Here is a 24206-nt window from a genome sequence, read left to right as displayed (position 1 = left end):
GCGGTATCAGCGGATATAAAGGATCAAATGAGCAGCTTGCGGGGACGTGAGCTGTTTTCTCATCTGCCTGCCTATTATGAAACCTCACGTGTGATGCATTCCGATATGGATGCGAAGGGCAGCGAACTGGACGCCTTGTATCTCGCAATGGATGCAACGGTGGGGCAGTTTTTCGTACGTACCGCTACATGGGGGCTGGAACGCTGGGAAATGGAGCTGGGCATCGAAACCGATCTTGGCAAGTCGCTAGACCAGCGACGCGCAGTTGTGGAATCGAAGCTGCGAGGGGCAGGGACTTTTTCCGGCCGTCTTGTCAAAAATGTAGCCGAAGCGTATGACGGGGGAATGGTAGATGTTATTTTTCACCCAGCTGAATGGGGATTCACGGTCAAATTTATAGATACCATCGGACTTCCGCCTAATGTGGATGATCTTAAAGCAGCTATCGAGGAGATCAAGCCTGCTCACATGGCGGTGGAGTACAGATTACGCTACCTGACCATTGCCGAGGTCGAGTCTATGACCCTCTATGAAAACGAACATACAACACAGGATAGATATCTAGGAGGTGGCGCATAGCATGGGAAGCGAGAAAACACCAAATCTTGGCTTAAATCAAATTGACCGCACGTCGCCCAAAACAACGTATTTTGATCTGGAGAAGTATCTGGATCAAAACTGGCGTGCTGTAGACGATTTCGCAGGTGGCGTAAATGATGGTGTGAATGCGATCAAGAAGCGTCTGGATACGACGGAGCGTAAGACGGTAACTCTGGAACCCGGGTTGCAGATTGTTCATGCGGAAAAGGCTGCGCCCTTTTCGCTGACGGGACTGAGCGGGCGTACGTTGGTGAATTTGTTGGGACGATGGGGGAATTTGAGCAGCCTAACAGGGGTACTCCCCTCTCAATCCGATCTAGTGCTGGATACTTCGAATAAAGGAACAATGCTTAATTCGTTAAAAGTAACGATCAAATCGGGATATACAGCCGGAGTTGGATTTTATAGCAATTTCAAATTTTTGGCTGGAAAATATTACGTTGCAATCGCAAAGGCGAAAGTAGGTAACGCTACAAATGCGGGAATATCTCTCCCTAGCGTTCTGGCAGGAACGAAAGTTACGGATAGAACTAAATTTACTACGACTTGGCTTAGATTTGCTCCTACCAGCGACGTGACTTCAAACATAGATTTGATAATAGAGGGTACTGAAGGACAGTATTCCTACTTTGAAGCTGTGCGTATATATGAAATTTCAGCAAGCGAATACGCTGCATTGGCGGAGATGACAGGGGAGCAAATTGATGCTAAGTATCCTTATGTAGATAGTGTAATGCCTGTACGTAATCCGTATGCGATACGGTATGGGGAGAATTTATTACCGCCATTTTATGAATGGAAAACAACAGGTCACAAAATATCAATTGATTCGCCATATTCTATTGAGGGAGAGCTTTTAAGCGGAGCAATTGGAACGGATGCATATGCAGTTATTTATCTTGATGTGATTCCGAACAAAGAGTACACGATTACCAATCCCGCTGAAAGCACAGGCAAAATGCGGATATCCACGTATAACTCCTCTGGAATACGTATTCAAGGGGTGTTTATAAATCCTGGTGAATCACGAGTTATAAGAATAGATGCAACTGCTGTTCGAATTGGCGTGCATATTAGTGGTGTTACAAATTACACAAATGAATTTAACGTCGATACCTGGAGTTGGCCTGTAGGTACGAAATATAAATTCTACAATCCAATTCTCAACATCGGTAATACCGCCAAACCATTTAAACCGCGCGAGGATTCCATGCTGGCAATACAAACAGACCTGTACGCTGATCCAGTTACAGGAGCTAATGCTGATACAGTGTTCGAGCGTGATGGGCAGTATTTTAAGACTAGTAAGTGGCAAGGATTGACTTTGGATGGCGGATTAACTTACGCTTTGCAAGCATCCAGGATCGGGTATAAAAATATAGAAGTGAGTTCAGTATCCAATGCGACTGAAATCGCCCTAGGATGCACTGGGTATAAATATGACGGGCAGATATTAGTAGCTGATGGGACTTTCACAATCGTTGATAGAGCTTACGGAACAGGTGGTAAAATGTACGTCACAGTATCCTCGGCAGACAGCGGATGGGGAGACAGTTACACACCGACAGCAGATGAGATCAAGGCTTATTTTATGGGTTGGGTGATGTACGACGGATCATTAAACGGTGGTGCAGCTAATCCTGACAACCCAACAGGCAATGTGTATAATGGCACTGGGTCGAAAGCTTGGTGCCGCCGTAAAGACGGCGTGTTTCGTGCTTTTGCGGACCCTACAGCGACACTACCAACAACTCTAGCACAAAATTGGACGCCTTATGAGCTTATATATCAGTTGGCTACACCTACAGTAGAGCCTATCGTATCCGAAGGCCAGTTATCCTTTATTGAGGAAGATAATCAGGTTGAGGTAGGTACGGGGTTGATAGTTAGAGAGGGCGTTAAACCTTCTCCTTCCGGGAATAATTTCTGGATTAACGGCGCTTTAGGTGGAGCGGGTAAGCTTCGCGAAAGAACTAGTAAAATTCTCGCAGTTTATAGGAATGGGAAGGACAATAGTTGGACTGTAGCTGTCCAACTCGTTGATCAAAATGTATACGGGGTCTCTCAAGCGCTCACATCGGGAGCTAGGTTTGATCAATCGGCAATATACAGTGTCACATACTTGATGCTGGACAAGTCGCCTGTTGCATCCTTTGTCGGCAGTTATGCCGTAAGTGAAAAGTCGCTGCTTGCGGACTTGGTAGAAAGTGTACAGCAGAACGTGGCGCGGGTGTCAGTGCTGGAGAACAAGAAGGCTGACAAAGACAATCCTGCTTGGATTACGCCGACGTTGCTTAACGGCTGGACCGCCTACTCAACCCTACAACCTGTCGGGTATTACAAAGACGTACTCGGGATTGTGAGGCTGAGAGGCATGCTGAAATCAGGGCCTAACGGGTCGGCCGTGTTCCGTCTGCCTGACGGGTACAAACCGAGCGCTATGTCTGAGCACGTCACTGTTACGAAAGTCACAACTGGAGCGGTTGCGATAGGTAACCTGGAGATCGCCCCAACGGGAATAGTGATCCCCTACACCGGGGGAAATGAGTGGTTGTCGCTAGACGGAATCACGTTTTTGGCAGATCAATAAAGGAGGAAAGCCGAATGAAAGCAGTGCCTAAAGTAAATAAAGACGGCCTCTATCTGGAGGACGAGTTGGTGGACGATGCCTTTTCGGGCGTCGTCCCTTTTTATACTCCATCTTCGCTCGCACTATCTGATACAGACCAGCAGCTAGACAATTATCAGCATACTACCAGTAGTTCGAGTGCAAAAGATGAAACAAATTCAGAAAACATCCCTGCTGGTTATACCGTGGGTATTCCAGTGCCACCGGGGTTATATCATCCTCGTTTTGACATACAAGGTTGGCTGACCTATGAAGCAGAATATGACGAAAAGATGACACGAAGAGACCCGACAACATTCTGGGGTGAAGGGTTGAATGACGAAGCTATCGAGGAACTGACACAAAAAGCGGAGCAACAGCCACACGAGGCAGACCAATTGAAGCAGCGTATAGCAGATCTCGAAGTGACGCTGACTCAGCTCTTGCTTGGTAATGAAGGCAAATAAGGTGTGCTGATTGCTATATACAGCTACAAAATTTATACAAAAGAGGTGAAGTCATCACTATGGCAGCTCTAACAGAAGCTCAATTGCGTATTTGTGCCCAAGCTTGTATTACTCGTTATGATCAGGGCGAGAGTGACATGGCAAAAATTATTGGAAGCTATGCTTTGGATGAAAAGCAACGTGAGCAAGTGATGAAAATGATTATCTCTAATCGCTCTGATCTGATGCTGGATAATAGGATGAATTCGTCATCTACAGAGGTTTCCAATAAACAGGAAGAAAAGGTTAAATGGTATAGCTCTATTTTCCACAAAAAAACAGTATAGAAAACAGAGCCAAAACAGCCTGTACCAAAGGAGGAACGAGGATGTATGCAAGAATGGATCACGGGTGATATCAACAAGCAAATATTCAGTTCACGTGGACAGGAGCTATTCTCATATCTACCGGCTTATTATGAAACCTCCCGTGTAATGCACGCCGATATGGATGCAAAGGGAAGTGAACTGGATACTCTATATCTCGCGCTGGATGAAATCTTGGCCCAATTTTTTGTTCGGACCGCCACTTGGGCGTTGGAACGTTGGGAGAGGGAGTTGGGTATCCCTATTGATTTGGAAAAACCGTTGGATCAGCGGCGTGCCGTAGTGGAGTCGAAGCTTCGCGGCAGTGGCAAATTTTCAGGAGATTTAGTACGGAAAATAATGAACTCGTTTGGCGTCGAAGGAGAAGTGAATTTTGCTCCGACCGAGTACAAGTTTGGTATAAGTTTTGAAAATCATATCCCTGAAAATAGAGTGGATTTCCAAAAGATCATAGAAGATATTAAGCCTGCTCACCTTGCTTTTTATATGAATTACAAGACTAGGCTTCTATTCCTTCATGAGAATGAGGTTGTTTCACGTATAAGATTACGTTCAAGAGTTCACTTTTTTGGTGGAAGGCCATGGCATTTGGATGGTGTTGAGAAATTGAATGGTGCAGCTTCCTTGTCCGGTTGGACTGGGGAACGCCTGCGGAATTCGAACCGTATGAAGCTAGCCATTTTGCATCATGTGGATAATCGACAGGAAGGCAGTGTGAAGATTCGGGATCATTATTGGAAGCTGGATGGGAGTATGAAACTGGATGGAAATCGGATATTAAGCTCAACTGAAACAGTTGTTTCCATCTAAAAGCATATTGGCTCATGTACCACTGATAGGGATTTGTAAGTCAGCAACATGGTTATCCTGCAATCGATTTAGCTAAGGATCAATTTTAATTTGAAAACAGAGAGGATGGTAAGCATGGCAGAACAAGTTCTGACAGTCACGACTGCTTACGCAAGAGAACAAATGGCGCGTGCCCGCGCTGAGGGAGGAATACTGACAAAAGTGGTAAAAATGGCGTTTGGCAGCGGGGGTGTGGATCAATCGGGTAAGCCGCTGCCTTTGGATGGAACAGAACAGGCGCTGAAAAAGGAACTGGTTCAGAAGGATATTACCAGCTTTGAATTCATTGCTCCTGCGACAATCCGTTATACCTGCTCACTTACGGAAACTGAATTGGCGGGTGAGACGATTAATGAGCTTGCTTTGGTAGATTCAGCGGGTAAGCTGACGGCCATCCGGACAATGACCAATAAGATTAAAGACAGCGACATGGAGTTTATTTTTGAGATTGACGACATTTATTAAGGAGGATAAAAAAATATGAGTATCCAACAGCCACGCAGATTTGTTACCACTGACCAGGGACATGCGGACGTTCTGAATGTACCGATTGATACCCTTTATGCAAATGATCAGGAATTGGCTGCACAGATTGAAAATATCAAAACTGATCCGGCGGGGAACGACATTGCATCAAAGGCAGCACTAGACAATCATGCTGCTAATACTGAGCTTCATGTTACCGCAGCCAAGCAAGCGGCATGGAGTGCAGCAGAGGGGAATGCCAAGAAGTATACAGAGCAGTACGCAGCACCAAAGCAGCATAGTCACCCGGCATCGGATTTGCCTTCTGCATCTACTCAGACAAGAGGAATTGTACAGCTTAATACATCTACAGGGAGCACAGCTACAGATCAGGCAGCTACGCCGAGTGCGGTAAAGGCAATTGGTGATGAATTAAGACAACTTATTAACAACATAAAGGAGGCAGGCTCTGTGAAAAGCATACAAAGATTTAGTATTTCTAGTACTGTGCCTGACGGTATTGTTAACATTGCTCCTGTTAATGTCCAAAAAGCAATGTTAAACTTGACAACTTTTGGAGACGACACTCCTCATACGGCCAGTATTATAAACTCAACGCAAGTCAAATTTACTCACTCACGAAGTGGAGAGAATTATATTTTCGCAAGTTTTGAAGTCATAGAATTTAATTAAGGTGGGGGTGTTGGTATTGAAATATTTTGCTCAATATAATAATGATTACGTAATTTATGCGGTATCACAGAGTATGGAAGCACCAGTAAGCGATAAAGTGATTGAAGTTGATGGATTTGATGTGTTAGGGAGTATATACCACCCTGACACAGGTAAGTTTGAAAAAAATCCGGTATCTAAACCTAAGCTATCTGCTAAGGAAAAGCTCCAGGAAGATATTAAGGTGTTAAAACAAGCTGATTTAGATAATAAAGAGACAATTTCAGGACTAATTCAGCTCATTATGTCGCAACGTACCGAAATTCAGTGAATTTTTAAGAAGAGTTTTTGGCTTTGACATAGCCACCGAAGGAGGAAATCCGATGGATGATAAAATCAAAAAAGTATTCGCGCAAACTTTCGTGCATCTTATTCTATCTGGTCGTCGTACGATTGAGGATGTGCCAGTAGTGCTGAAAGACATGGTTAAGACAAATTTAGATATAATAAAAACAGAACAATTATAATTCACACGCCCAATGCAGAGCGTATTTTTATATGCCCTTGGGTCAGTCCAAGGGCATTCATTTCACATCTTTGTATCAAAAGGGGGAACAAATATGCATGAAAAAATCGATCAGATTTGGCTGGGGGTTTCTACGGGGGCCCTGACCGGTTATTTTTTCGGAGGGTGGACGACGATGCTGACATTGCTGTTATGGATGGTCATTATCGACTTTTTCACCGGCTGGGCGGCGGCCTGGATTAATGGGCAATTGAAAAGCCGCCAGGGCTATTACGGTGTGTTTCGCAAGGTTACAGTGTTTTTAATGATTACGGTGGCTCATCTGATCGACGGTATTCTGGGGGATGCACATTATTTCCGGGATGCCGTCGTTTTCTTTTATTTGGCGAATGAGCTGCTGTCGATTATTGAAAATGTGGGCAGAATGGGGGTGCCGATGCCGGATATTTTGCGGAATGCGGTCGCTATTTTTGAATCCAAGTCGAACGGGGAGAAGACCAAGTCCACAGACCCTTCCGATAAAGGAAATAAAGCATCCTAAAAGGTTATACGGGGACAAGAATTGACATTGGCCTGGTACGCCTTTGTCCTATTTTTGGCGCAAAGGTGGAAAAGCCCAAACCGTTTCATTGGTCCAAGCATATGGATAACAAAAACAGCGTTGGAATGCAAGCTTACAAATGAACGAGAAGGAGGGAACGACTTATGCAAAATCGCAGCCCTAATGCTGCCGAAGGCATTGACGTGTCCCGGTATCAGGGAACGATTGATTGGCAGCGTGTACGTGCCGATGGCAAATCGTTTGCATTTATTAAAGCGAGCCAAGGGCAGCGCTACGTCGATCCGACCTTTATCACGAATGCAAAAGGGGCAAGAGCAGCTGGCATCCTGCTGGGAGCTTACCATTTTGTAGATGCGACCAGTGTAGACGCAGCAAAAGCGGAAGCAAGACATTTTGCCGAGGTACTGGATCAGGTTGGCGGCGCCAAAACGCTGGACCTTCCGCCAGTGATGGATTATGAAAACAATCCGGGCGGGCTTAGCTCAGATGCGATTCATGAGGTCGCGCTGGCATTTTTAGCGGAGTTTGAACGGGTGAGCGGACGCAAGCCGATGGTATATACGGGCAATGCCTTTGCCGCACACTTCAAAGCTCCGCTCGGCAGCTATAAGCTGTGGATCGCACGCTATAGCACGCGGGTGCCCAGTGATACGACAGCATGGAAAAGCTGGGATTTTTGGCAATATAGTGATAGCGGACGGGTGGCCGGGATCCAAGGGCCGGTTGACCTGAATGTATACACTGGGACAGAGGACGAGTTGCGCCGGGCATTTGCAGGAGAAGAGGGGGATGAGCCGATGACAGCGGAAGAAAAAGCGGCATTTAAGGCTTTGCAGCAGCAGGTCGCCGAACTTGAAAATAGCAAGGATGTGCTCAAGCAGACATTGAATGAACAGAGTGCTTATATTAAAAAGGTGGATCAGCGAGTAGCTGAGCTGGAAGCCCGTCAGTCGATGCCTGTACCAGCGTGGGCGAAAGAAGCAATGACTGCTGCCGTGGCCTTTAACCCGGCAAGCCCGATTGTCGATACGAAGCTGCCAAGCAGCTATGATTTTTATCGTCTACTGGTAGTGCTGAACCGTCTGGGTATATTCAAAACAACAAAATGATCTTCGAAGGAACTCATTCACGGCCGGATCAAGCTGTCATAGCACCTGTATGTTTGTTTATTTCAGAACGTGCCTGGAAACTGGGAGCAAAAGGATGGGGACCTTAATGCAAGGGTGACATGTTCACCTACAAAGTAGCGGAGGGTCATTCATTCTTCCATTGTCAAAGGGGCTTAAGCTATGGCTGCAGGTTCGGCGCTGGATACATTTTTGGGATAAAATCATGCTCCTGCTTGGAACGTAAGGATCATAAGCAGGAGCAATGATTAGAATATGCTCATGTAAGCTGGTTTGTAATATTAATTAACATGATACATAGAAACATATCGCAATGCATGAAAAACACTCTTGTCTGCTTCCAGATTTTATAGTAAAGTATCCATTAATCAGCTTTGCTTGAACATTATATTCACTGTTTTGTGAGTATATATCACACTTTTACCACGATCTAACATACTCCTCTTCGTTTTAATTACATATACTCATTGACTCTAAAGCATCTCAACCACTAGCTTATGAAAGCTTCTGACCCGTATTTTTAAAAAAAGCCTGTCCATAGAATCTGCAAAACTACCCTTCTCCTACACCTATTGAATGAACTTGAAACTTGGGACTACAGCTTAAAGGCAGGCCTGTCATGCCAACCCATAGGATTGGCTTCCATCCAGTATCAACGATTTAACAATATATGAGGTGTGAAAGGGGTTTGTTGCATGGGCAATAAATACGTAAAACGCAATATCTGGACCGTACTGCTGGTGCTTGCGTTGGGAGCTGTTTTGGCGCTTTCCGGCTGCGGAGGAACGGGAGCGAAACCAGAGGCCGGGCAACCGCCGAGCGGAACGGGAGAAGGCCTTCAGGATACGCTAATTTACGGACGCGGCGGGGATTCGGTCGCGTTGGACCCCTCTATTGTGACCGATGGCGAATCCCTTAAAATCGGACAACAGGTATTTGATTCCCTGTTGGAGTATAAGGACGGCACAACGACTGTACAGCCGGGATTGGCAGAAAGCTGGGAAGTATCGCCAGATGGCTTGATCTATACGTTCAAGCTGCGTCAGGGTGTAAAGTTCCATGATGGAACTGACTTTAATGCGGAAGCAGTTGTTTTTAATTTTGAGCGCTGGGCTGATCCGAAAAGTTCGTATAAATATGAGGGAGACTCATTTGATTACTATGATTCCATGTTTGGTTCTGAAAAAAGCCGGATCATCAAATCGGTCAAGGCCGTAGATGCCAACACCGTTCAATTTAAGCTGAACAAGCCGCAGGCTCCTTTTCTGCAAAATTTGGCCATGACTTCGTTTGGAATCGCCAGTCCCAGGGCCGTTCAGGAGAAAAAGGGTGATTTCAAAAGCAATCCGGTCGGTACAGGACCGTTCGTATTTAAGGAATGGAAACGAAATGACTCTATCACGCTGGATAAAAATCCAAACTATTGGAAACTGGGGCAGCCGAAGCTGGCTAAGGTCATTGTTCGCTCCATACCCGACAATACCGCGCGATTTAATGCTTTGCAAAACGGGGAAATTGATCTGATGGATGATATGAATCCGGATGATGTGCAGCAACTGGAAGGTAACAGTGAGTTAATAAGAATTGAACGTCCATCCTTTAATGTGGCGTACATTGGTTTCAATTTAAAGAAAAAGACATTCGATAATCCCAAGGTGCGACAGGCGCTGAATCACGCAGTGAACAAACAGGCTATCATTGATGCATTGTTTGCCGGGCAGGCCAAGCCTGCAGTCAATCCGATGCCACCTACGTTATGGGGATATAACGACAGCATCCAGGATTATGCTTATGATCTGAACAAGGCCAAAGCCTTGCTGGCGGAGGCGGGCTTCCCTAATGGACTTCCTGAGCCGTTAACCTTCTATGCCATGCCGGTATCACGTCCGTATATGCCTGATGGTAAAAAGGTGGCAGAAGCCATTCAGGCTGATTTTGAAAAAATTGGTGTAAAAGTAAATATTCAATCCCCGGAATGGGCTACGTACCTGGATGATCTTAAAGGGGGAGAAAAGGACGATTTGTATATGCTGGGTTGGAACGGGGACAATGGCGACCCGGATAACTTTTTGTACACACTGCTGGACAAGGATACGATTCCAGGCAATAACCGCAGTTTTTATGTGAATGAGGAGCTGCACAAAATGTTGGTAAAAGCTCAAACGGAAATAGATCAGGACAAACGGACTGAGCTGTATAAGCAAGCGCAGGAAATTATTAAAAAGGATGCGCCATGGATTCCGTTGGTACACACAACACCTGTGATGGCAGGAAAGACAACCCTTAAAGGCTATGTACCTTCTCCAACAAGCAGTGAGTCGTTCGGTAATATTTATTTTGAATAGCCCAAACACAGGGCAGGCGGTGAATTGGATATGAATGCATATTTTTTAAAAAGACTGGCCGTATTGATTCCTGTATTGCTGGGCATGACACTCATCGTGTTTTCGATAATTCATGCTATTCCGGGCGATCCTGCGGAAACCATACTGGGAGACAAGGCCACAGAGCAGTCCAAGCAGGCGCTACGCGAGCAGTTGGGACTGGATAAGCCATGGGTACAGCAATATGGAACCTATCTGAGCGAGCTGGCACATGGGGATTTGGGTGATTCCATCCGCACCAGGCAGCCGATTGTCCGGGAAATGGTGCCTTATCTGGCGGCTACGCTGGAGCTGACGGCAGCGAGCATGTTTTTCGCCGTTGTGGTCGGGATGAACGCAGGCATCGTGAGTGCCTGGAAGCGAAATTCCTGGTTCGACTATGTCAGCATGGTCATAGCGCTTGTCGGGGTGTCGATGCCGATTTTTTGGCTGGGCTTGATGGAGCAGTGGATATTTGCCAATAAGCTGCATTGGCTTCCTTCCATCGGACGGATGAATTCCCGTGATCCGGTAGAGGCCGTGACGCATCTGGCGATTATTGATGCGATCATAGGGGGCCGTATGGAACAGGTATGGACCGTCATCAAGCATTTGATTCTGCCGAGCATCGCACTCGGAACCATTCCGATGGCGGTTATTGCGCGTATTACCCGTTCCAGCATGCTGGAGGTTATGGATGCGGACTATATCCGCACAGCTCGGGCGAAAGGGCTGGCATCTTTTCAAGTGCTGTACAAGCATGCGCTTAAAAATGCCGCCATTCCCGTGCTTACCGTCGTTGGTCTTCAAACCGGCTCGCTGCTGGGCGGCGCAGTGCTGACGGAAACCATTTTTGCATGGCCCGGCATCGGACGGTACATCTTTGAAGCGATCAGCTCGCGTGACTATCCGGTGATTCAAAGCGGAATTTTGATCATTGCGTTCCTGTTCGTCATCATCAATCTGATTGTCGATTTGCTGTACGCGGTTCTTGACCGACGTATCCATTATCAGTGATCAAGTCGTCAATTACTCAAGGGGGAGCTTGTCCGATGTCACAATTTTCAATGGAACCCGACAACATATCGACGACACGCACGATATTGACACATTCGCCTGTCGTGTCTGGCCCTTGGAGGGATGCATGGAGGGCATTTCAGCATAATAAGATGGCATTAATCGGTCTGAGTGTTATTGTCTTTTTTGTCATTATTGCGTTGATTGCGCCGTGGATTGCTCCTTTTGAATATAAAGAGCAAAACCTGGTCAGCCGCTTGCAGCCTCCTTCGGCGGAGCATTGGTTCGGTACAGACGATCTCGGGCGAGATTTGCTGAGCCGCACACTGTATGGGGCCAGAATTTCGTTATGGGTCGGCTTTCTGTCTGTTATTTGTTCCATGATCGTCGGGACCGCTTTGGGTCTGATCGCCGGATTTTATGGGAAATGGGCAGATATGATCATTTCGCGCCTGTTCGACATTTTACTGGCATTTCCGGGGATATTGCTGGCGATTGCTATTGTGGCCATTTTAGGGCCTTCACTGGAAAATGCGCTGTACGCTATTGCGATTGTTAACGTGCCAACGTATGGACGACTGGTTCGCTCCAAGGTGCTGAGTGTCAAAACGGAGGAATATATTACGTCTGCCAGGGCGCTTGGGGCGAACAATGCCCGAATTATACTGCGCTATATTTTGCCTAATAGTCTGACGCCCATCATCGTACAGGGAACGCTGGGGATAGGGACAGCGATCATCGAAGCGGCAGCGCTTGGATTCCTTGGCCTAGGTGCACAGCCTCCTGAACCGGAATGGGGCAAAATGCTGTCCGATTCACGCCAATATATCCAGAATGGGCCGTGGACGGTCATTTTTCCGGGCATTTCCATTATGCTGACCGTCTTGGGCTTCAACCTGATGGGTGACGGGCTGCGGGATGTGCTGGACCCGAGGGCAAAGCATTAGGGCAAAGGTAGCGAGGTATATAAACGGAAATAGAAGAAAAGAGGTGTTCCCTGAATCTAATGGCGGGAAACACCTTTTTTGTACGATATTTCTCGTGTTGGAGTAGAACTGAAAAAGTACATATGGGAAACACCATCCGACTGCGCAACGGCGCTAAATGCAACTTTTACAGCTGAAAGTCATGTAAGCTTTCCTGTGACGTGAAAAAAATGTATAATCACTCCAATTGAGTACGTTGGGAGTGGACATTATGACATGGCAGAACAAGAGAGAGCATCGGCAATTTGCGGAACAGACACGAAGCGATGCTTCACGGGCAGCGTATGAGCGGGATTATTCCCGATTGATTCATTCACCGACCTTCCGTCGGCTGCAAGGCAAATCACAGGTGTTTGGCGCAGGTACAGGCGATTATTACCGCACACGGCTGACGCATTCTCTGGAGGTAGCACAGATTGCACGTGAAGCAGCACGAAGCTTGCTGCGCTGTCATCCTGAGGTAGGGTTGGAGCAGGCGGATAACGCCGGACTGATCATTGACTCTGAGGTGGTGGAATGTGCGGCCATCGCGCATGATTTTGGGCATCCACCGTTCGGACATAAGGGCGAAGAGGTACTGGATGGCATTTTAGATCAATTAATTGAAACGAAAGTCGAAAAAGCCGCCGCCGCAGGAGGCTTCACGCCAGAGTCCAAGCGGGGGCTGAAGGCCTATGCACGTGAACGGCAAATCTATGAGCATTTTGAAGGGAATGCGCACAATTTTCGGCTAATTATGTTTTTGGAGAAGCGCGAGGATGTGGACGGTCTGAATTTGTCCGATGCCGTATTATTGGGAATCAATAAGTACCCCTATCCGGGAATTTTGAATAAGAAAGGGATGTACCTGCATGAGTGGGAATACATTCATTCCATTCGCCAGGATTGGGGCATCCCGGATGGTAAAAAAACGCTGGAAGCTCAGCTTATGGATCTGTGTGACGATATCGCTTATTCCGCGCATGATCTGGAGGATGGGATTAAGGCAGGCAAAATTGAGGTGCATGAACATTTTTTATATGATCCGTATTTGATTCGTCTGATTACGGAAAAAATCACGACGTTGGAGGATAGCTTCTGGCAGGGCTGGCAGCTGGCTCAGATTGAGCAGAAGGTGGCAGCTGTATTGAGCGAATTTTTGAAGGTATGGAATGGCAAGATGCCGATGTGTGAGCACGATTATTCCCGCACACGTCGTGAAGTCAAGGCATATTGGGTCAGTCTGTTTGTCAGCAGCTTGGGTGTTATTGAGGATGGAGATTGGAAAAAGGTGACTTTTGTGCGCGATGGAAGCGAGGATCTCGATATGCTCCGTACCGTAAGTGTGCTGAAAAGCTTCGCCTGGGTCACGATGATCCGCGATCTGCGCGTACAGCGATTGCAAAAGCGCAGTGAATGGATGCTTAGACGGCTATGGTTGGCTTTTCTGGACCCTGAGACGTCCAAGTCCATCATTCCGACTGACTGGCTCCAGCGCTATGAGCGTGACCAGGCTAAGGCCAAGCCGATCTGGGCATGGGAGCACATGGTCATCGACTATATTGCAGGCATGACCGATGCGTTTGCCGAGAAAATTTATAATGAGCTGTATGGCTTGAAGGTAGGCTCCATTTATGATCTGGACTGATGTTTAATGTAACTCTATATAATAGAAGAAACTAGTTTTTAATGGATAACATCATTCCAAATGAAAAGAGATTCTATATGATATGAACAAACATGAAATGAACACGAACGAAACAAAACAAAGGTACGTATACACCTATGCGTGCCATGAAACAGAGCGAGAGCTATGCCTGTTGGAATTAAAATGCTTGTTCGGTCAGCCGCCTGTGCATGAGTCCATCCTGTTGTCCGAGTGGCGGCTGGAGCCGGGGACGAGCCCGTTTATTCATCTTCGGCTGGATATAGCCGTGGATGCAGGCACGCTGGAAGAACTGTGCGAAGCAGCATCCAGGCTACAGCTTGAAGGCGGAAAGACCTTCAAGATTCTGTGTCTCAAGGAAGGCGACAACAAGGCCGACTATGACGAGCGGCGCGGGATAGAACGCCGGATTGGTGCGCGAATTCAAGGACAGGCGTTTATGAAGGAACCGGATATTACACTCGGTGTGATAAGGGCAGGGGAGCGGTGGCTATTGGGCCGGTGCGTGTATAGCGACCGTTCCTGGATGGAGCGCCGCCAGAAACCGCAGAATTATTCTACTGGCCTGCCGGTGTTCGTAGCCAGGGCGCTTGTCAATATGGCAGTTCATTCCGGAGCCGCGCGCAAGGCAGATGGAGACGAACTCGAACTGCTGGACCCGTGCTGCGGCATGGGCAATGTGATCATTGAAGCATTGAGCATGGGGCAGTCGATTCGGGGTTATGATATCAACCCGTTGGCGGTACGTGGAGCGCGCGTCAATTTGCGTCATTATGGATATGACGAGGAACTGGTGAAGCACGGGGATATAAATATGCTGGAGGGCACGTACGATGCAGCTATATTGGATATGCCCTATAACCTGTGCTCCGTGCTCTCTGCTGATGAAAGACAGAAGATGCTGTACAGTCTGAGATACCTGGCCGCACGGGCGGTGATTGTAAGCAAGGAGCCGATGGAAGCACTGCTAGCCGAGTCAGGCTGGACTCTTAAGGAGCAATGCCGCATACGCAAGACAGGGATGAGCCGGGAAATATGGGTTTGTGAGTAGCTGAGCCATAAAAACTGAACTTTAACATGGTAGAAATCCGGGGGCAAAAGCGAACGCTGCCGCTGGTACAGAACCATTCCGTCTACTCCGTTTTCTCCGAGTTTTATCTCATAGATCTTTTAATATTGTGCGCTATAGCTTACCAGATTCAGCGGCAGCTCCTGTCCGGCGGCATAGGCTTTCAAGTTGGTGAGGAAAATATCTACCGCTCGTTCTGCATACCGATCCGTGTCACCTGCGATATGCGGTGTGATCAGAACGTGCTCCAGACTCCACAGCGGATGTGACGCGGGCAGCGGTTCTTCCTCGAACACATCCAGTCCGGCGAAGGCAATATGCTTTTGCTGCAGGGAGCATACAAGCGCATCTGTATGAACGGTGCCGCCGCGGCCTACATTAATGAAGAACGCACCTTTACGCATGGCAGCAAATGCTTTTTCGTCAAAGAAGTGCTGGGTTTCCCTGGTATAGGGCAAAATATTTACCACGATATCCGCAGCTGCCAACGCTGCATGCAATTGCTCGTTCGTGTACATACGCTCTACATGGGGAGCTGACTGGCCGGAACGCCGGACCCCGATCACCCGCATGCCAAAGGCTTGGGCTAGCCGAGCTGTTTCACGGCCAATTTCGCCAACACCTGTAATCAGCAGCGTTTTGCCACGTAATTCCGTCAGTTGACCTTCCGGTTGCTGCCATGTTTTCTGACGCTGCAGGAGAGCTGCTTGCTGTAGATACCGGGTATGAGACAGCAGCATTCCAAAAATTTGCTCTGTAATCGGAATCGCATGCACACCACTTGTATTCGTAAGTAAAATGCTGCGCTTTTCCAGCTCAGCCAGCGGCAGCTTGTCAATTCCTGCCGACCAGGTTTGTATCCACTTCAGCTTGCTGTCCGGATGCAGCGCCTCCTCGGTAATATGCTTGGACCAGCCTAAGATAATCTCGGCCTGCCGGATTTGCCCGGCCTCTAATTCTTGGGCTTTGCCAATGATCAGCTCATGGCCTGGAGCCGCTGTACGAACTTGCTTTTTTTGTTCTTCAGTAAGCTGGTGTAAACTTAAAATGCTTCCCATGATTCTAGCCTCCTTGCTTTTAATGGAGCTTGGAGCTTCCTAATATCTTCCGCCTAACCATCTTTCAAGGATAACAGATTGCCGGAAAAAAAGCATAAAGAAGGATCACTTGCTCGCGGTGTCACTATCGCAATGAAAAATATCCCAGACAGCACTGCCGGGACATATCCAGCAAAGGAGAACGAAATAAATGGAAAGGGATAAACAATCCAGCGCAACACCAAACTCTGCCGTTTCACCATCGCAAAGACTTTTTACAGCCATTGCTCTTCCAGATGAGCAGAAGCAGAAGCTGCACCAGTGGGTAGAGCAGAATTTGGGTGACCTGTCGTTTCGAAAATGGAGTGATTTAAGGGACTACCATGTGACACTACAATTTCTGGGTGATGTGGCGACGGCAGATATTCCCAAATTGGAGCAGGCTTTATATCAAGCTGCAGCCGAGCATGCTCCGTTCACACTCGGTATTGGAGAAGCAGGCTTTTTTGGGCGGGAGCTATTTCCGCGTGTGGCGTGGAGGGGAGTTACGGGACAGTTGGAACCGCTGAATCAGCTGTATCAGTCCATACTTCGGGCTACCGAGTCGCTTGGCTTCAAACCCGAGGAAAGACCTTATCGGCCTCACATCACCGTAGCACGTTCATACACAGGGCAGCAGCCTGTTCCACCGCCGGTTTGGCAGGCCAATGACCGAATTGCCAAGCCGTGGGAAGTGGGAGAATTTGTTTTATATGCAACCCGAATGGGGCAAAAACCGATGTACCAAATAATTCAAAACTTCCCATTTCCATTCCAAAAGCCTTGATCTTTCAGCGAATTTAGTGATATATTGTTTCAGCGTTATTCAAAAAGCGCATTTTAGTTTACATATCTGAGGAATGTGCTTACAGTTAACGGGAGGAACAATATGGAAATCATTAAAGAACATCGTTGGTTTGCACCTCTTTTGAGTGTGCTGCTTGTTTGTATATTGGGGATAGGCCTGTATGCTGAGGTTCAGCAAACACAGAAAAATCATAAAAATGCATCTATGCAGTCTCTGAGCTGGTCAGGGAACACTTCGGCTTCTTCAGATGGCGATAGGATGGGGACCCATTTCGGGTCAAACAGGACAAGCCCCATCTTTGTTACAGCTCATGGGCAGCCAAGCTGGAAAGACATCATGCCGGCTCCGTTACCCGCTTCCCAGATGAAGCAGGCGGAACAGGCGCGGAATAACGTTGCCACAGGCGCGAAAAAGCCTGAAGTCCAGCATAGCAAGTCCGCAATCCTAACCCCTCCTACAACCATTTACTTTACGAAGGCAAAAATGCTTACCCAGGATGAAAAGGCGTTGTCTACCTGGAGCTATCATGTCTCCGCTAAAGAACTGCTCCTGCTGCAAAAAATAGTTATGGCAGAAGCAGAAGGCGAACCGTACGAAGGCAAAGTGGCAGTTGCCAACGTTGTCTTAAACCGGCTGCGGTCAGCCTCATTTCCCGATACGATTCAGGCGGTAATTTATCAAAAAGCGCAATTTAGCCCGGTCGCGAACGGGCGTCTTCGCCGTGTTCAGCCCAACCAGGACAGCATCCGTGCCGTTAACGCTGCTTTGAACGGCCATAAGGCTGTGCCTGATAATACCTGTTTTTTCCTGTCGCTGACGTTAGCCCAGGACCTTACGGTTCATCATTCGCGTACCAAGGTGAAAACAATCGGTCATCATACCTTTTATAAATAAAGGCAGCCCTCTACAAATAACAGTCCTTTCTAAACAATAGGGCAGCTTTCCCGGGCATATTTTGGTGTACAGGTGAAGCTTGCATGCAAGAAGTGGTATAATGGATAAAGGAAAGCAACCCGAATATTGAAAGTGACAATGGAGGCGCAGATGATATGAAAATCACATATTACGGACATTCAGTTGTGTTGGTGGAAGCAGAGGGCAAACGAATTATTATTGATCCTTTTTTGACCGGGAATCCTAAAGCGGTCGTGCAGGCTGAGGATATTCAGGTGGATGCGGTGCTGTTGACACACGGTCATGCCGACCATTTTGGGGATGCAGTCGAAATTGCCAAACGCAATGATTGCCCTGTCATTGCAGTGGCGGAACTGGCTGATTATTGTTCATCCCTCGGAGCCAAAGCTCACGGTATGAACACTGGCGGTGGTCATCAATTTGATGGCTTCCATGTAAAATTCACGCTTGCGTTCCACAGTTCGTCTTTGAAGGTGGATGGACAAACGATATATATGGGAGAGCCGGCAGGAATTCTACTAACCATGGGAGGCAAAACATTTTTCCATGCAGGCGATACCGGCTTGTTTGGCGATATGCGTCTCATTGGAGAAATCAACTCCATTGATGCTGCGGTACTGCCCATTGGAGATTGTTATACGATGGGACCAAAGGATGCCTTGTTGGCAGCAAAATGGTTGCGTGCAAAACGCGTGATACCTGTGCATTACAATACATTCCCAGGTATTGAGCAAGACGGAGATGCTTTCTGTGACCGTCTGCACAAAGAAGGAATTGAAGGGAAAGCCTTGAAGCCCGGCGAAAGCCTCGAATTTTAATTCGGAATACTTGAATTTGCCCGCATTTGCGGGAATATGCATGATCGTCTATTTGTTATAAGACATCTTTGTCAGCCTTTTCTGTTCCAGGCGGAATAGAAAAGGCTGATTTTATAAGATGAATATTTATACATAAATATAGCATATTTTTGCATTGGTGCGTTGATGCTGAAATGTAAAAGATTTATTATCGCAACTATAAAAACTTTGAATTGCTAACATGGTAGGTCAATGATAAAATGATAGAACTAATTAGATTCATCAGTGGATCCGACGTGTTTTTTTGAGTCAAGCCATTGCATAATTATTGAAAAATATGCGCATTCGGCGGACCGTACCGCCCTGAATACGTCATATGCTTTATCCTCTTTTCCTCGTAGTTGTTCTTTGATTCACCTCTAGTTGCCACTGTCTTCTATACGGCCGCCTGTATTTCAGGCCAGCATGACTTTATAACAGAAAGGTTGCGTTCTATGAGACAGACAGGTTTACCACCCAAACAGGGACTATATGATCCCCAATTCGAAAAAGATGCCTGCGGCATGGGCTTTGTTGCTCACATCAAGGGAAAACCATCGCATGATATTGTAAGTCAGGCTTTGACCATGCTCGTCAATATGGAGCATCGGGGTGGTCAGGGCAGCGAACCGAATTCCGGTGACGGAGCGGGGATTATGATTCAGGTGCCCCATCTGTTTTTCCAAGAGGAAGCGGAGCGATTAGGCTTCAAGCTGCCAAAGGCTGGACATTACGGTGTAGGCATGCTTTTTGTATCCAATGATCCCAAAGTTCGTGAGGCACATGAGCAAAAGCTCAAAGAGATCATCATGGATGAGGGCCAAAATTGTTTGGGCTTTCGCGATGTTCCGACTTATGACGAAATGTTGGGTAAATCGGCAAAAGCGGCCAAGCCGGGCGTGCGTCAGGTGTTCATCGGCCGCAGTAGCGATTTGAAGGAAGATCTGGACTTTGAACGGAAACTGTATGTGATTCGTAAACGTGCAGAGCTTGCGATTCGTTATAACGAAGAGGACCCGAAAGGTGAATCGTTCTATATTCCGAGCTTGTCATGCCGCAAGGTTGTATACAAGGGAATGCTGACAACCGAGCAGGTGGGCAAATTTTATCTGGATTTGCAGGATGAGCGTGTGACATCGGCAATTGCGCTGGTTCATTCCCGTTTTAGCACGAATACGTTCCCTAGCTGGGACCGTGCCCATCCTTACCGTTTTATGATTCATAACGGAGAAATTAATACCATGCGCGGCAACGTGAACTGGATGCATGCGCGTCAGACACAGTTCGAAAGTGAAGCATTTGGCGAAGATATCGGGAAGGTAAAACCGGTGATCAACCCAGATGGTTCAGATACAGCCATGTTTGATAATACACTGGAGTTTCTGTATCTGAGTGGACGATCCCTGCCTCATGTAGCTATGATGATGGTGCCGGAGCCCTGGAACAAGCATGAGAGCATGGACCCGAAGAAGCGGGCATTTTATGAATATCATAGCACCATGATGGAGCCGTGGGACGGCCCTGCTGCGATGGCGTTTACGGACGGCATCCAAATCGGAGCGATTCTCGACCGTAACGGCTTGCGTCCTGCTCGCTACTATGTAACCAAGGACGACCTGATCGCACTTTCTTCCGAGGCGGGCGTACTAGATATCGCTCCCGAGAATGTGCTGTATAAGGACCGTCTCCGTCCGGGCCGGATGCTCCTGGTTGATACCCAGGAAGGGCGAATCGTTTCTGACGAAGGATTGAAGGAACGTATCGCTTCTGAGGAGCCTTATCAGGAATGGCTGGATGAGCATTTGATTGACCTGGATGAATTGCCGGAGGCATTGGAGCAGCCGGAGCCGAAGCACGAAAATGTAAACCAGTTGCAGCTTGCTTTTGGATATACATTTGAAGAACTGCGTAAGATTCTGGAGCCGATGGCACTTACAGGCGCAGAGCCGATTGGCTCGATGGGGTACGATGCTCCGCTTGCGGTGCTGTCTGATCGTCCGCAGCGTTTGTACAATTATTTCAAGCAAATGTTTGCCCAAGTTACCAATCCGCCGATTGATGCCATTCGTGAAGAGATTGTAACGTCAACGGCAACTATGATTGGACCTGAGCGCAATTTGCTGCATCCGGAGCCGGAAAGCTGCCGTCAGATTCGTTTGGAATCGCCGGTGCTGTCCAATGAGGATTTTGCCAAAATTCGTCATGTACACCGTCCGGGCTTCAAGTCGATGACGATTCCGATCTTTTTTGAAGCCAAGGAAGGCGCCGAAGGCTTGCGGAAGGCACTGGAAGTACTGTTCGAGGCGGCTGACCGTGTCATTGATAAGGGACATAACATCCTGATTTTGTCCGACCGTGGAGTGGATGCAGAGAATGCGGCCATTCCGGCGTTGCTGGCTGTTTCCAGCCTGCATCACCATCTGATCAAGCAGGGCACACGCACACGTGTAAGCATTTTGCTGGAGTCCGGGGAGCCGAGAGATGTTCACCATTATGCAGTGCTGCTTGGCTACGGCGTAAGTGCGGTGAATCCGTATCTGGCTTTTGAGACGCTGGATGTCATGATTCAGCAGGGCTTGCTGCGCGGTATTTCACATGAAAAGGCAGTTAAAAATTATATTAAAGCGACAACGAAGGGTGTCGTAAAAATATTGTCCAAAATGGGGATTTCCACCATTCAGTCTTACCGTGGAGCGCAAATTTTCGAGGCTGTAGGTCTGAAGCAGGATTTTGTAGACCGTTACTTTACCTGGACGCCTTCCCGCATTGGCGGTATTGGGCTGGAGGAAGTGACGATGGAAGCGCTGGCCCACCATAACCGTGCCTTTACCGACAAGGACGGCAATGACAAGGTGCTGGATTCGGGCGGCGATTACCAATGGCGTAACGACGGGGAGGAGCATTTGTTTAACCCGCAAACGGTGCATTTGCTACAGCAGTCGGTTCGCGCGGGTGATTACGAGCTTTACAAGAAATACGCCAAGCTGGTGCAGGGTGAAACTGAGCAGCATTTGACGATCCGCTCCATGCTTCAATTGAAGCCTGCCGGTGAGCCTGTGCCGCTGGATGAAGTGGAATCTGCAGCATCGATTATGCGCCGCTTTAAAACAGGAGCGATGTCTTTTGGCTCCATCAGTCAGGAAGCGCATGAAGATTTAGCGATTGCGATGAACCGCATCGGCGGCAAGAGTAATACGGGTGAGGGCGGAGAGAACCCTGCACGTTTCGTACCGGACGCCAATGGCGATTCTCGTCGCAGTTCGATCAAGCAAGTAGCATCTGGCCGATTCGGCGTAACGTCGAATTACCTGGTGAATGCCGACGAGATTCAGATCAAAATGGCGCAGGGCGCAAAGCCGGGCGAAGGCGGTCAACTCCCGGGACGCAAGGTATACCCTTGGGTCGCTGAGGTACGCGGCTCCACGCCAGGCGTAGGCTTGATTTCACCACCGCCGCATCACGACATATATTCGATCGAGGATTTGGCGGAGCTGATCTATGATCTCAAAAACGCCAATCCGCGTGCAGACATTAACGTGAAGCTGGTGTCTGAGGCAGGCGTAGGCACGATTGCTACAGGGGTAGCCAAAGGGCGGGCTGACATTATTCTGGTCAGCGGCTATGACGGCGGTACAGGCGCTTCCCCGCAAGGCTCCATCCGTCATGCGGGTATGCCTTGGGAACTGGGTTTGGCTGAGACACATCAGACGCTGATGCTGAACAACCTGCGCGACCGCGTAGTGCTGGAGACCGATGGCAAGATGCTGTCTGGTCGCGATTTGGTGGTAGCTGCCCTGCTGGGTGCAGAAGAATACGGCTTCTCTACAGCGCCACTCGTGGCATTGGGCTGTGTTATGATGCGCGTATGCCAAATGGATACATGTCCGGTAGGTGTGGCTACGCAGAATCCGGAGCTGCGCAAAAATTATGTGGGTGATCCTGCCCATGTGGTGAATTTTATGCGTTTTATCGCGGAAGATGTCCGTGAAATTATGGCGGGGCTGGGCTTCCGGACGATTCAGGAAATGATCGGACGTACGGATTGTCTGGATGCAGCAAACGCTGATTCACACTGGAAGAAAAAGGGGATCGACTTGAGTCTGCTGCTGCATACTCCTGAGTTGGAAGACGGAAGTGTACGTTATCGTGTACAACGTCAAAACCACGGCCTGGAAGAGACACTCGATATGCAGAGACTTGTACCGATGGCTGCAGAGGCACTGAAGCACGGAACGCCTGTCGAGGGAACCATGCCTATAACGAATGTCAATCGGGCAGTAGGTACAATTTTGGGCAGCGAGGTTACTCGCAAATATGGGGCTACAGGTCTACCGGAAGATACAATCCGCTTTAATTTCATTGGATCGGCGGGCCAGAGCTTCGGCGCGTTTATTCCGAAAGGCATTACACTGAGTGTGGAAGGCGACAGCAATGACTATGTCGGCAAAGGACTATCCGGTGGTAAGGTCATCGTGAGAAAACCCCACAAAGCGACCTTTAAGGCAGAAGAGAACATTATTATTGGGAATACAGCCTTGTATGGAGCAACCAGCGGGGAAGCCTATATTAGCGGAATTGCCGGGGAGCGCTTTGCTGTGCGGAATTCCGGGGCACGTGTTGTGGTCGAGGGCGTTGGCGATCATGGCTGTGAATATATGACGGGCGGGCGTGTAGTTGTTCTGGGTGGAACCGGGCGGAATTTTGGAGCCGGGATGTCTGGAGGAATTGCATATGTCTATGACCCTGAGGGAACGTTCCTGAACCGTTGTAATCTGGAAATGGTGCTGCTGGAGGGTGTAGAAGACCCTGCGGAAGCAGCGGAGTTGCGCGGCTTGATTCAGCGCCATGTTACTTACACGGGCAGTGAAGTGGGACAGCGCATTTTGGGTGACTGGCAGACTGCTGTGCAGCAGTTTGTACGAGTGATTCCAAAGGACTATAAGCGTATGATTGAACAGATACAAAAAGAAGAGGCAACTGGCTTGAGCGGGGATGAGGCTCTGCTGGCGGCATTTGAGGCTAGTATGCGCGAATTGGCGCGTACCGGAGGCTAATGAAACCGATCAAGCTTGTTAAAAAAGGACTTGCTGCATACCGCCGTTATAACCACGGTGGTACCAGCAAGTCCCTTTTTGGGTTTGATTGAAAGTGTAATTTTTTCCCTTGACAAACGTCATGAATTCTGACATTACCCTCAGATTGTTTTCCTGAAACGATAAATATGTCATAAAAAGTAGCAATTTTTTTAGA

General features: G+C 48.0%; 21 protein-coding genes. 20 read left to right on the top strand and 1 reads right to left on the bottom strand.

Translation table 11 applies throughout. From position 1 onward, the window contains the following. The first annotated feature begins 27 nt into the window (after window positions 1-27). From JO375_RS22955 to JO375_RS22880, 16 genes are all read left to right on the top strand, one after another. Window positions 28-579 carry a putative phage tail protein gene (locus tag JO375_RS22955; RefSeq protein WP_229526908.1) on the top strand — a complete coding sequence of 184 codons (552 nt, stop codon included), beginning with the start codon at window positions 28-30 and terminating at the stop codon, window positions 577-579. Between the two features lies 1 nt (window position 580). Then, a complete protein-coding gene (locus JO375_RS22950) occupies window positions 581-3190 on the top strand; it encodes a hypothetical protein (protein ID WP_229526630.1) in 2610 nt (869 codons plus the stop codon). Window positions 3191-3204: 14 nt separating this feature from the next. After that, window positions 3205-3675, top strand: coding sequence for a hypothetical protein (locus JO375_RS22945; protein WP_229526629.1), 471 nt, complete (start codon window positions 3205-3207; stop codon window positions 3673-3675). A 59-nt stretch (window positions 3676-3734) separates the two neighbouring features. Beyond that, window positions 3735-4001, top strand: a complete 267-nt coding sequence (locus JO375_RS22940; RefSeq protein WP_229526628.1) for a hypothetical protein — start codon at window positions 3735-3737, stop codon at window positions 3999-4001. A gap of 45 nt (window positions 4002-4046) precedes the next feature. Continuing rightward, window positions 4047-4850: a putative phage tail protein gene (locus JO375_RS22935; RefSeq protein ID WP_229526627.1), complete on the top strand. Its 804-nt coding sequence runs from the start codon at window positions 4047-4049 to the stop codon at window positions 4848-4850. A gap of 114 nt (window positions 4851-4964) precedes the next feature. Then, window positions 4965-5354, top strand: a complete 390-nt coding sequence (locus tag JO375_RS22930) for a phage tail-collar fiber domain-containing protein (RefSeq protein WP_229526626.1) — start codon at window positions 4965-4967, stop codon at window positions 5352-5354. A gap of 15 nt (window positions 5355-5369) precedes the next feature. After that, on the top strand, window positions 5370-6047 hold the full coding sequence (locus JO375_RS22925; RefSeq protein WP_229526625.1) for a phage tail protein: 678 nt from the start codon (window positions 5370-5372) through the stop codon (window positions 6045-6047). A gap of 16 nt (window positions 6048-6063) precedes the next feature. Then, window positions 6064-6357: a hypothetical protein gene (locus tag JO375_RS22920; RefSeq protein ID WP_229526624.1), complete on the top strand. Its 294-nt coding sequence runs from the start codon at window positions 6064-6066 to the stop codon at window positions 6355-6357. A gap of 52 nt (window positions 6358-6409) precedes the next feature. Then, window positions 6410-6553, top strand: a complete 144-nt coding sequence (locus tag JO375_RS22915) for a CD1375 family protein (RefSeq protein WP_229526623.1) — start codon at window positions 6410-6412, stop codon at window positions 6551-6553. Window positions 6554-6646: 93 nt separating this feature from the next. Continuing rightward, window positions 6647-7093 carry a phage holin family protein gene (locus tag JO375_RS22910; protein ID WP_229526622.1) on the top strand — a complete coding sequence of 149 codons (447 nt, stop codon included), beginning with the start codon at window positions 6647-6649 and terminating at the stop codon, window positions 7091-7093. Window positions 7094-7257: 164 nt separating this feature from the next. After that, window positions 7258-8223 carry a glycoside hydrolase family 25 protein gene (locus tag JO375_RS22905; RefSeq protein WP_229526621.1) on the top strand — a complete coding sequence of 322 codons (966 nt, stop codon included), beginning with the start codon at window positions 7258-7260 and terminating at the stop codon, window positions 8221-8223. A gap of 713 nt (window positions 8224-8936) precedes the next feature. Then, complete coding sequence (locus JO375_RS22900; protein ID WP_229526620.1) at window positions 8937-10586, top strand: ABC transporter substrate-binding protein; 1650 nt, start codon at window positions 8937-8939, stop codon at window positions 10584-10586. A gap of 30 nt (window positions 10587-10616) precedes the next feature. After that, window positions 10617-11621: an ABC transporter permease gene (locus tag JO375_RS22895; RefSeq protein WP_229526619.1), complete on the top strand. Its 1005-nt coding sequence runs from the start codon at window positions 10617-10619 to the stop codon at window positions 11619-11621. 35 nt (window positions 11622-11656) lie between these two features. Next, a complete protein-coding gene (gene nikC, locus JO375_RS22890) occupies window positions 11657-12568 on the top strand; it encodes a nickel transporter permease (protein ID WP_229526618.1) in 912 nt (303 codons plus the stop codon). 250 nt (window positions 12569-12818) lie between these two features. Next, complete coding sequence (locus JO375_RS22885; protein ID WP_229526617.1) at window positions 12819-14234, top strand: deoxyguanosinetriphosphate triphosphohydrolase family protein; 1416 nt, start codon at window positions 12819-12821, stop codon at window positions 14232-14234. 82 nt (window positions 14235-14316) lie between these two features. Further along, complete coding sequence (locus JO375_RS22880) at window positions 14317-15303, top strand: methyltransferase domain-containing protein (protein WP_229526616.1); 987 nt, start codon at window positions 14317-14319, stop codon at window positions 15301-15303. 119 nt (window positions 15304-15422) lie between these two features. Here JO375_RS22880 and JO375_RS22875 read toward each other — a convergent pair whose 3' ends face one another. Beyond that, entirely contained in the window at window positions 15423-16379 is a 957-nt protein-coding gene (locus JO375_RS22875; RefSeq protein ID WP_229526615.1) for a D-2-hydroxyacid dehydrogenase, read from the bottom strand. Between the two features lie 190 nt (window positions 16380-16569). Here JO375_RS22875 and thpR point away from each other — a divergent pair, with 190 nt between their 5' ends. The 4 genes from thpR (at window position 16570) to gltB (ending at window position 24010) form a co-directional block, all read left to right on the top strand. Next, window positions 16570-17184: an RNA 2',3'-cyclic phosphodiesterase gene (gene thpR / locus JO375_RS22870; RefSeq protein ID WP_229526614.1), complete on the top strand. Its 615-nt coding sequence runs from the start codon at window positions 16570-16572 to the stop codon at window positions 17182-17184. A 102-nt stretch (window positions 17185-17286) separates the two neighbouring features. After that, on the top strand, window positions 17287-18099 hold the full coding sequence (locus JO375_RS22865; protein WP_229526613.1) for a cell wall hydrolase: 813 nt from the start codon (window positions 17287-17289) through the stop codon (window positions 18097-18099). Window positions 18100-18254: 155 nt separating this feature from the next. After that, window positions 18255-18938 (top strand): metal-dependent hydrolase, encoded by a 684-nt coding sequence (locus JO375_RS22860; RefSeq protein WP_229526612.1) that lies wholly within the window; start codon window positions 18255-18257, stop codon window positions 18936-18938. Window positions 18939-19411: 473 nt separating this feature from the next. Beyond that, window positions 19412-24010, top strand: a complete 4599-nt coding sequence (gene gltB, locus JO375_RS22855) for a glutamate synthase large subunit (RefSeq protein WP_229526611.1) — start codon at window positions 19412-19414, stop codon at window positions 24008-24010. The last annotated feature ends 196 nt before the right edge of the window (window positions 24011-24206 follow it).

The organism is Paenibacillus farraposensis, from assembly GCF_020736845.1.
In the GTDB taxonomy this organism is placed as follows: domain Bacteria; phylum Bacillota; class Bacilli; order Paenibacillales; family Paenibacillaceae; genus Paenibacillus; species Paenibacillus farraposensis.
Note: the sequence above shows the minus strand (reverse complement) of the source record. Positions and strands in the feature narration are given on the sequence as shown.

Excerpts from the sequence above, each read along its gene's own strand:
- JO375_RS22915 (WP_229526623.1), top strand. The coding sequence starts at position 6,410 with ATGGATGATAAAATCAAAAAAGTATTCGCGCAAACTTTCGTGCATCTT.
- gltB (WP_229526611.1), top strand. The coding sequence starts at position 19,412 with ATGAGACAGACAGGTTTACCACCCAAACAGGGACTATATGATCCCCAA.
- JO375_RS22910 (WP_229526622.1), top strand. The coding sequence starts at position 6,647 with ATGCATGAAAAAATCGATCAGATTTGGCTGGGGGTTTCTACGGGGGCC.
- JO375_RS22875 (WP_229526615.1), bottom strand. The coding sequence starts at position 16,379 with ATGGGAAGCATTTTAAGTTTACACCAGCTTACTGAAGAACAAAAAAAG.
- JO375_RS22955 (WP_229526908.1), top strand. The coding sequence starts at position 28 with ATGAGCAGCTTGCGGGGACGTGAGCTGTTTTCTCATCTGCCTGCCTAT.
- thpR (WP_229526614.1), top strand. The coding sequence starts at position 16,570 with ATGGAAAGGGATAAACAATCCAGCGCAACACCAAACTCTGCCGTTTCA.
- JO375_RS22945 (WP_229526629.1), top strand. The coding sequence starts at position 3,205 with ATGAAAGCAGTGCCTAAAGTAAATAAAGACGGCCTCTATCTGGAGGAC.
- JO375_RS22930 (WP_229526626.1), top strand. The coding sequence starts at position 4,965 with ATGGCAGAACAAGTTCTGACAGTCACGACTGCTTACGCAAGAGAACAA.
- JO375_RS22900 (WP_229526620.1), top strand. The coding sequence starts at position 8,937 with ATGGGCAATAAATACGTAAAACGCAATATCTGGACCGTACTGCTGGTG.
- nikC (WP_229526618.1), top strand. The coding sequence starts at position 11,657 with ATGTCACAATTTTCAATGGAACCCGACAACATATCGACGACACGCACG.
- JO375_RS22935 (WP_229526627.1), top strand. The coding sequence starts at position 4,047 with ATGCAAGAATGGATCACGGGTGATATCAACAAGCAAATATTCAGTTCA.
- JO375_RS22940 (WP_229526628.1), top strand. The coding sequence starts at position 3,735 with ATGGCAGCTCTAACAGAAGCTCAATTGCGTATTTGTGCCCAAGCTTGT.
- JO375_RS22885 (WP_229526617.1), top strand. The coding sequence starts at position 12,819 with ATGACATGGCAGAACAAGAGAGAGCATCGGCAATTTGCGGAACAGACA.
- JO375_RS22895 (WP_229526619.1), top strand. The coding sequence starts at position 10,617 with ATGAATGCATATTTTTTAAAAAGACTGGCCGTATTGATTCCTGTATTG.
- JO375_RS22860 (WP_229526612.1), top strand. The coding sequence starts at position 18,255 with ATGAAAATCACATATTACGGACATTCAGTTGTGTTGGTGGAAGCAGAG.
- JO375_RS22880 (WP_229526616.1), top strand. The coding sequence starts at position 14,317 with ATGAACAAACATGAAATGAACACGAACGAAACAAAACAAAGGTACGTA.
- JO375_RS22865 (WP_229526613.1), top strand. The coding sequence starts at position 17,287 with ATGGAAATCATTAAAGAACATCGTTGGTTTGCACCTCTTTTGAGTGTG.
- JO375_RS22950 (WP_229526630.1), top strand. The coding sequence starts at position 581 with ATGGGAAGCGAGAAAACACCAAATCTTGGCTTAAATCAAATTGACCGC.
- JO375_RS22925 (WP_229526625.1), top strand. The coding sequence starts at position 5,370 with ATGAGTATCCAACAGCCACGCAGATTTGTTACCACTGACCAGGGACAT.
- JO375_RS22905 (WP_229526621.1), top strand. The coding sequence starts at position 7,258 with ATGCAAAATCGCAGCCCTAATGCTGCCGAAGGCATTGACGTGTCCCGG.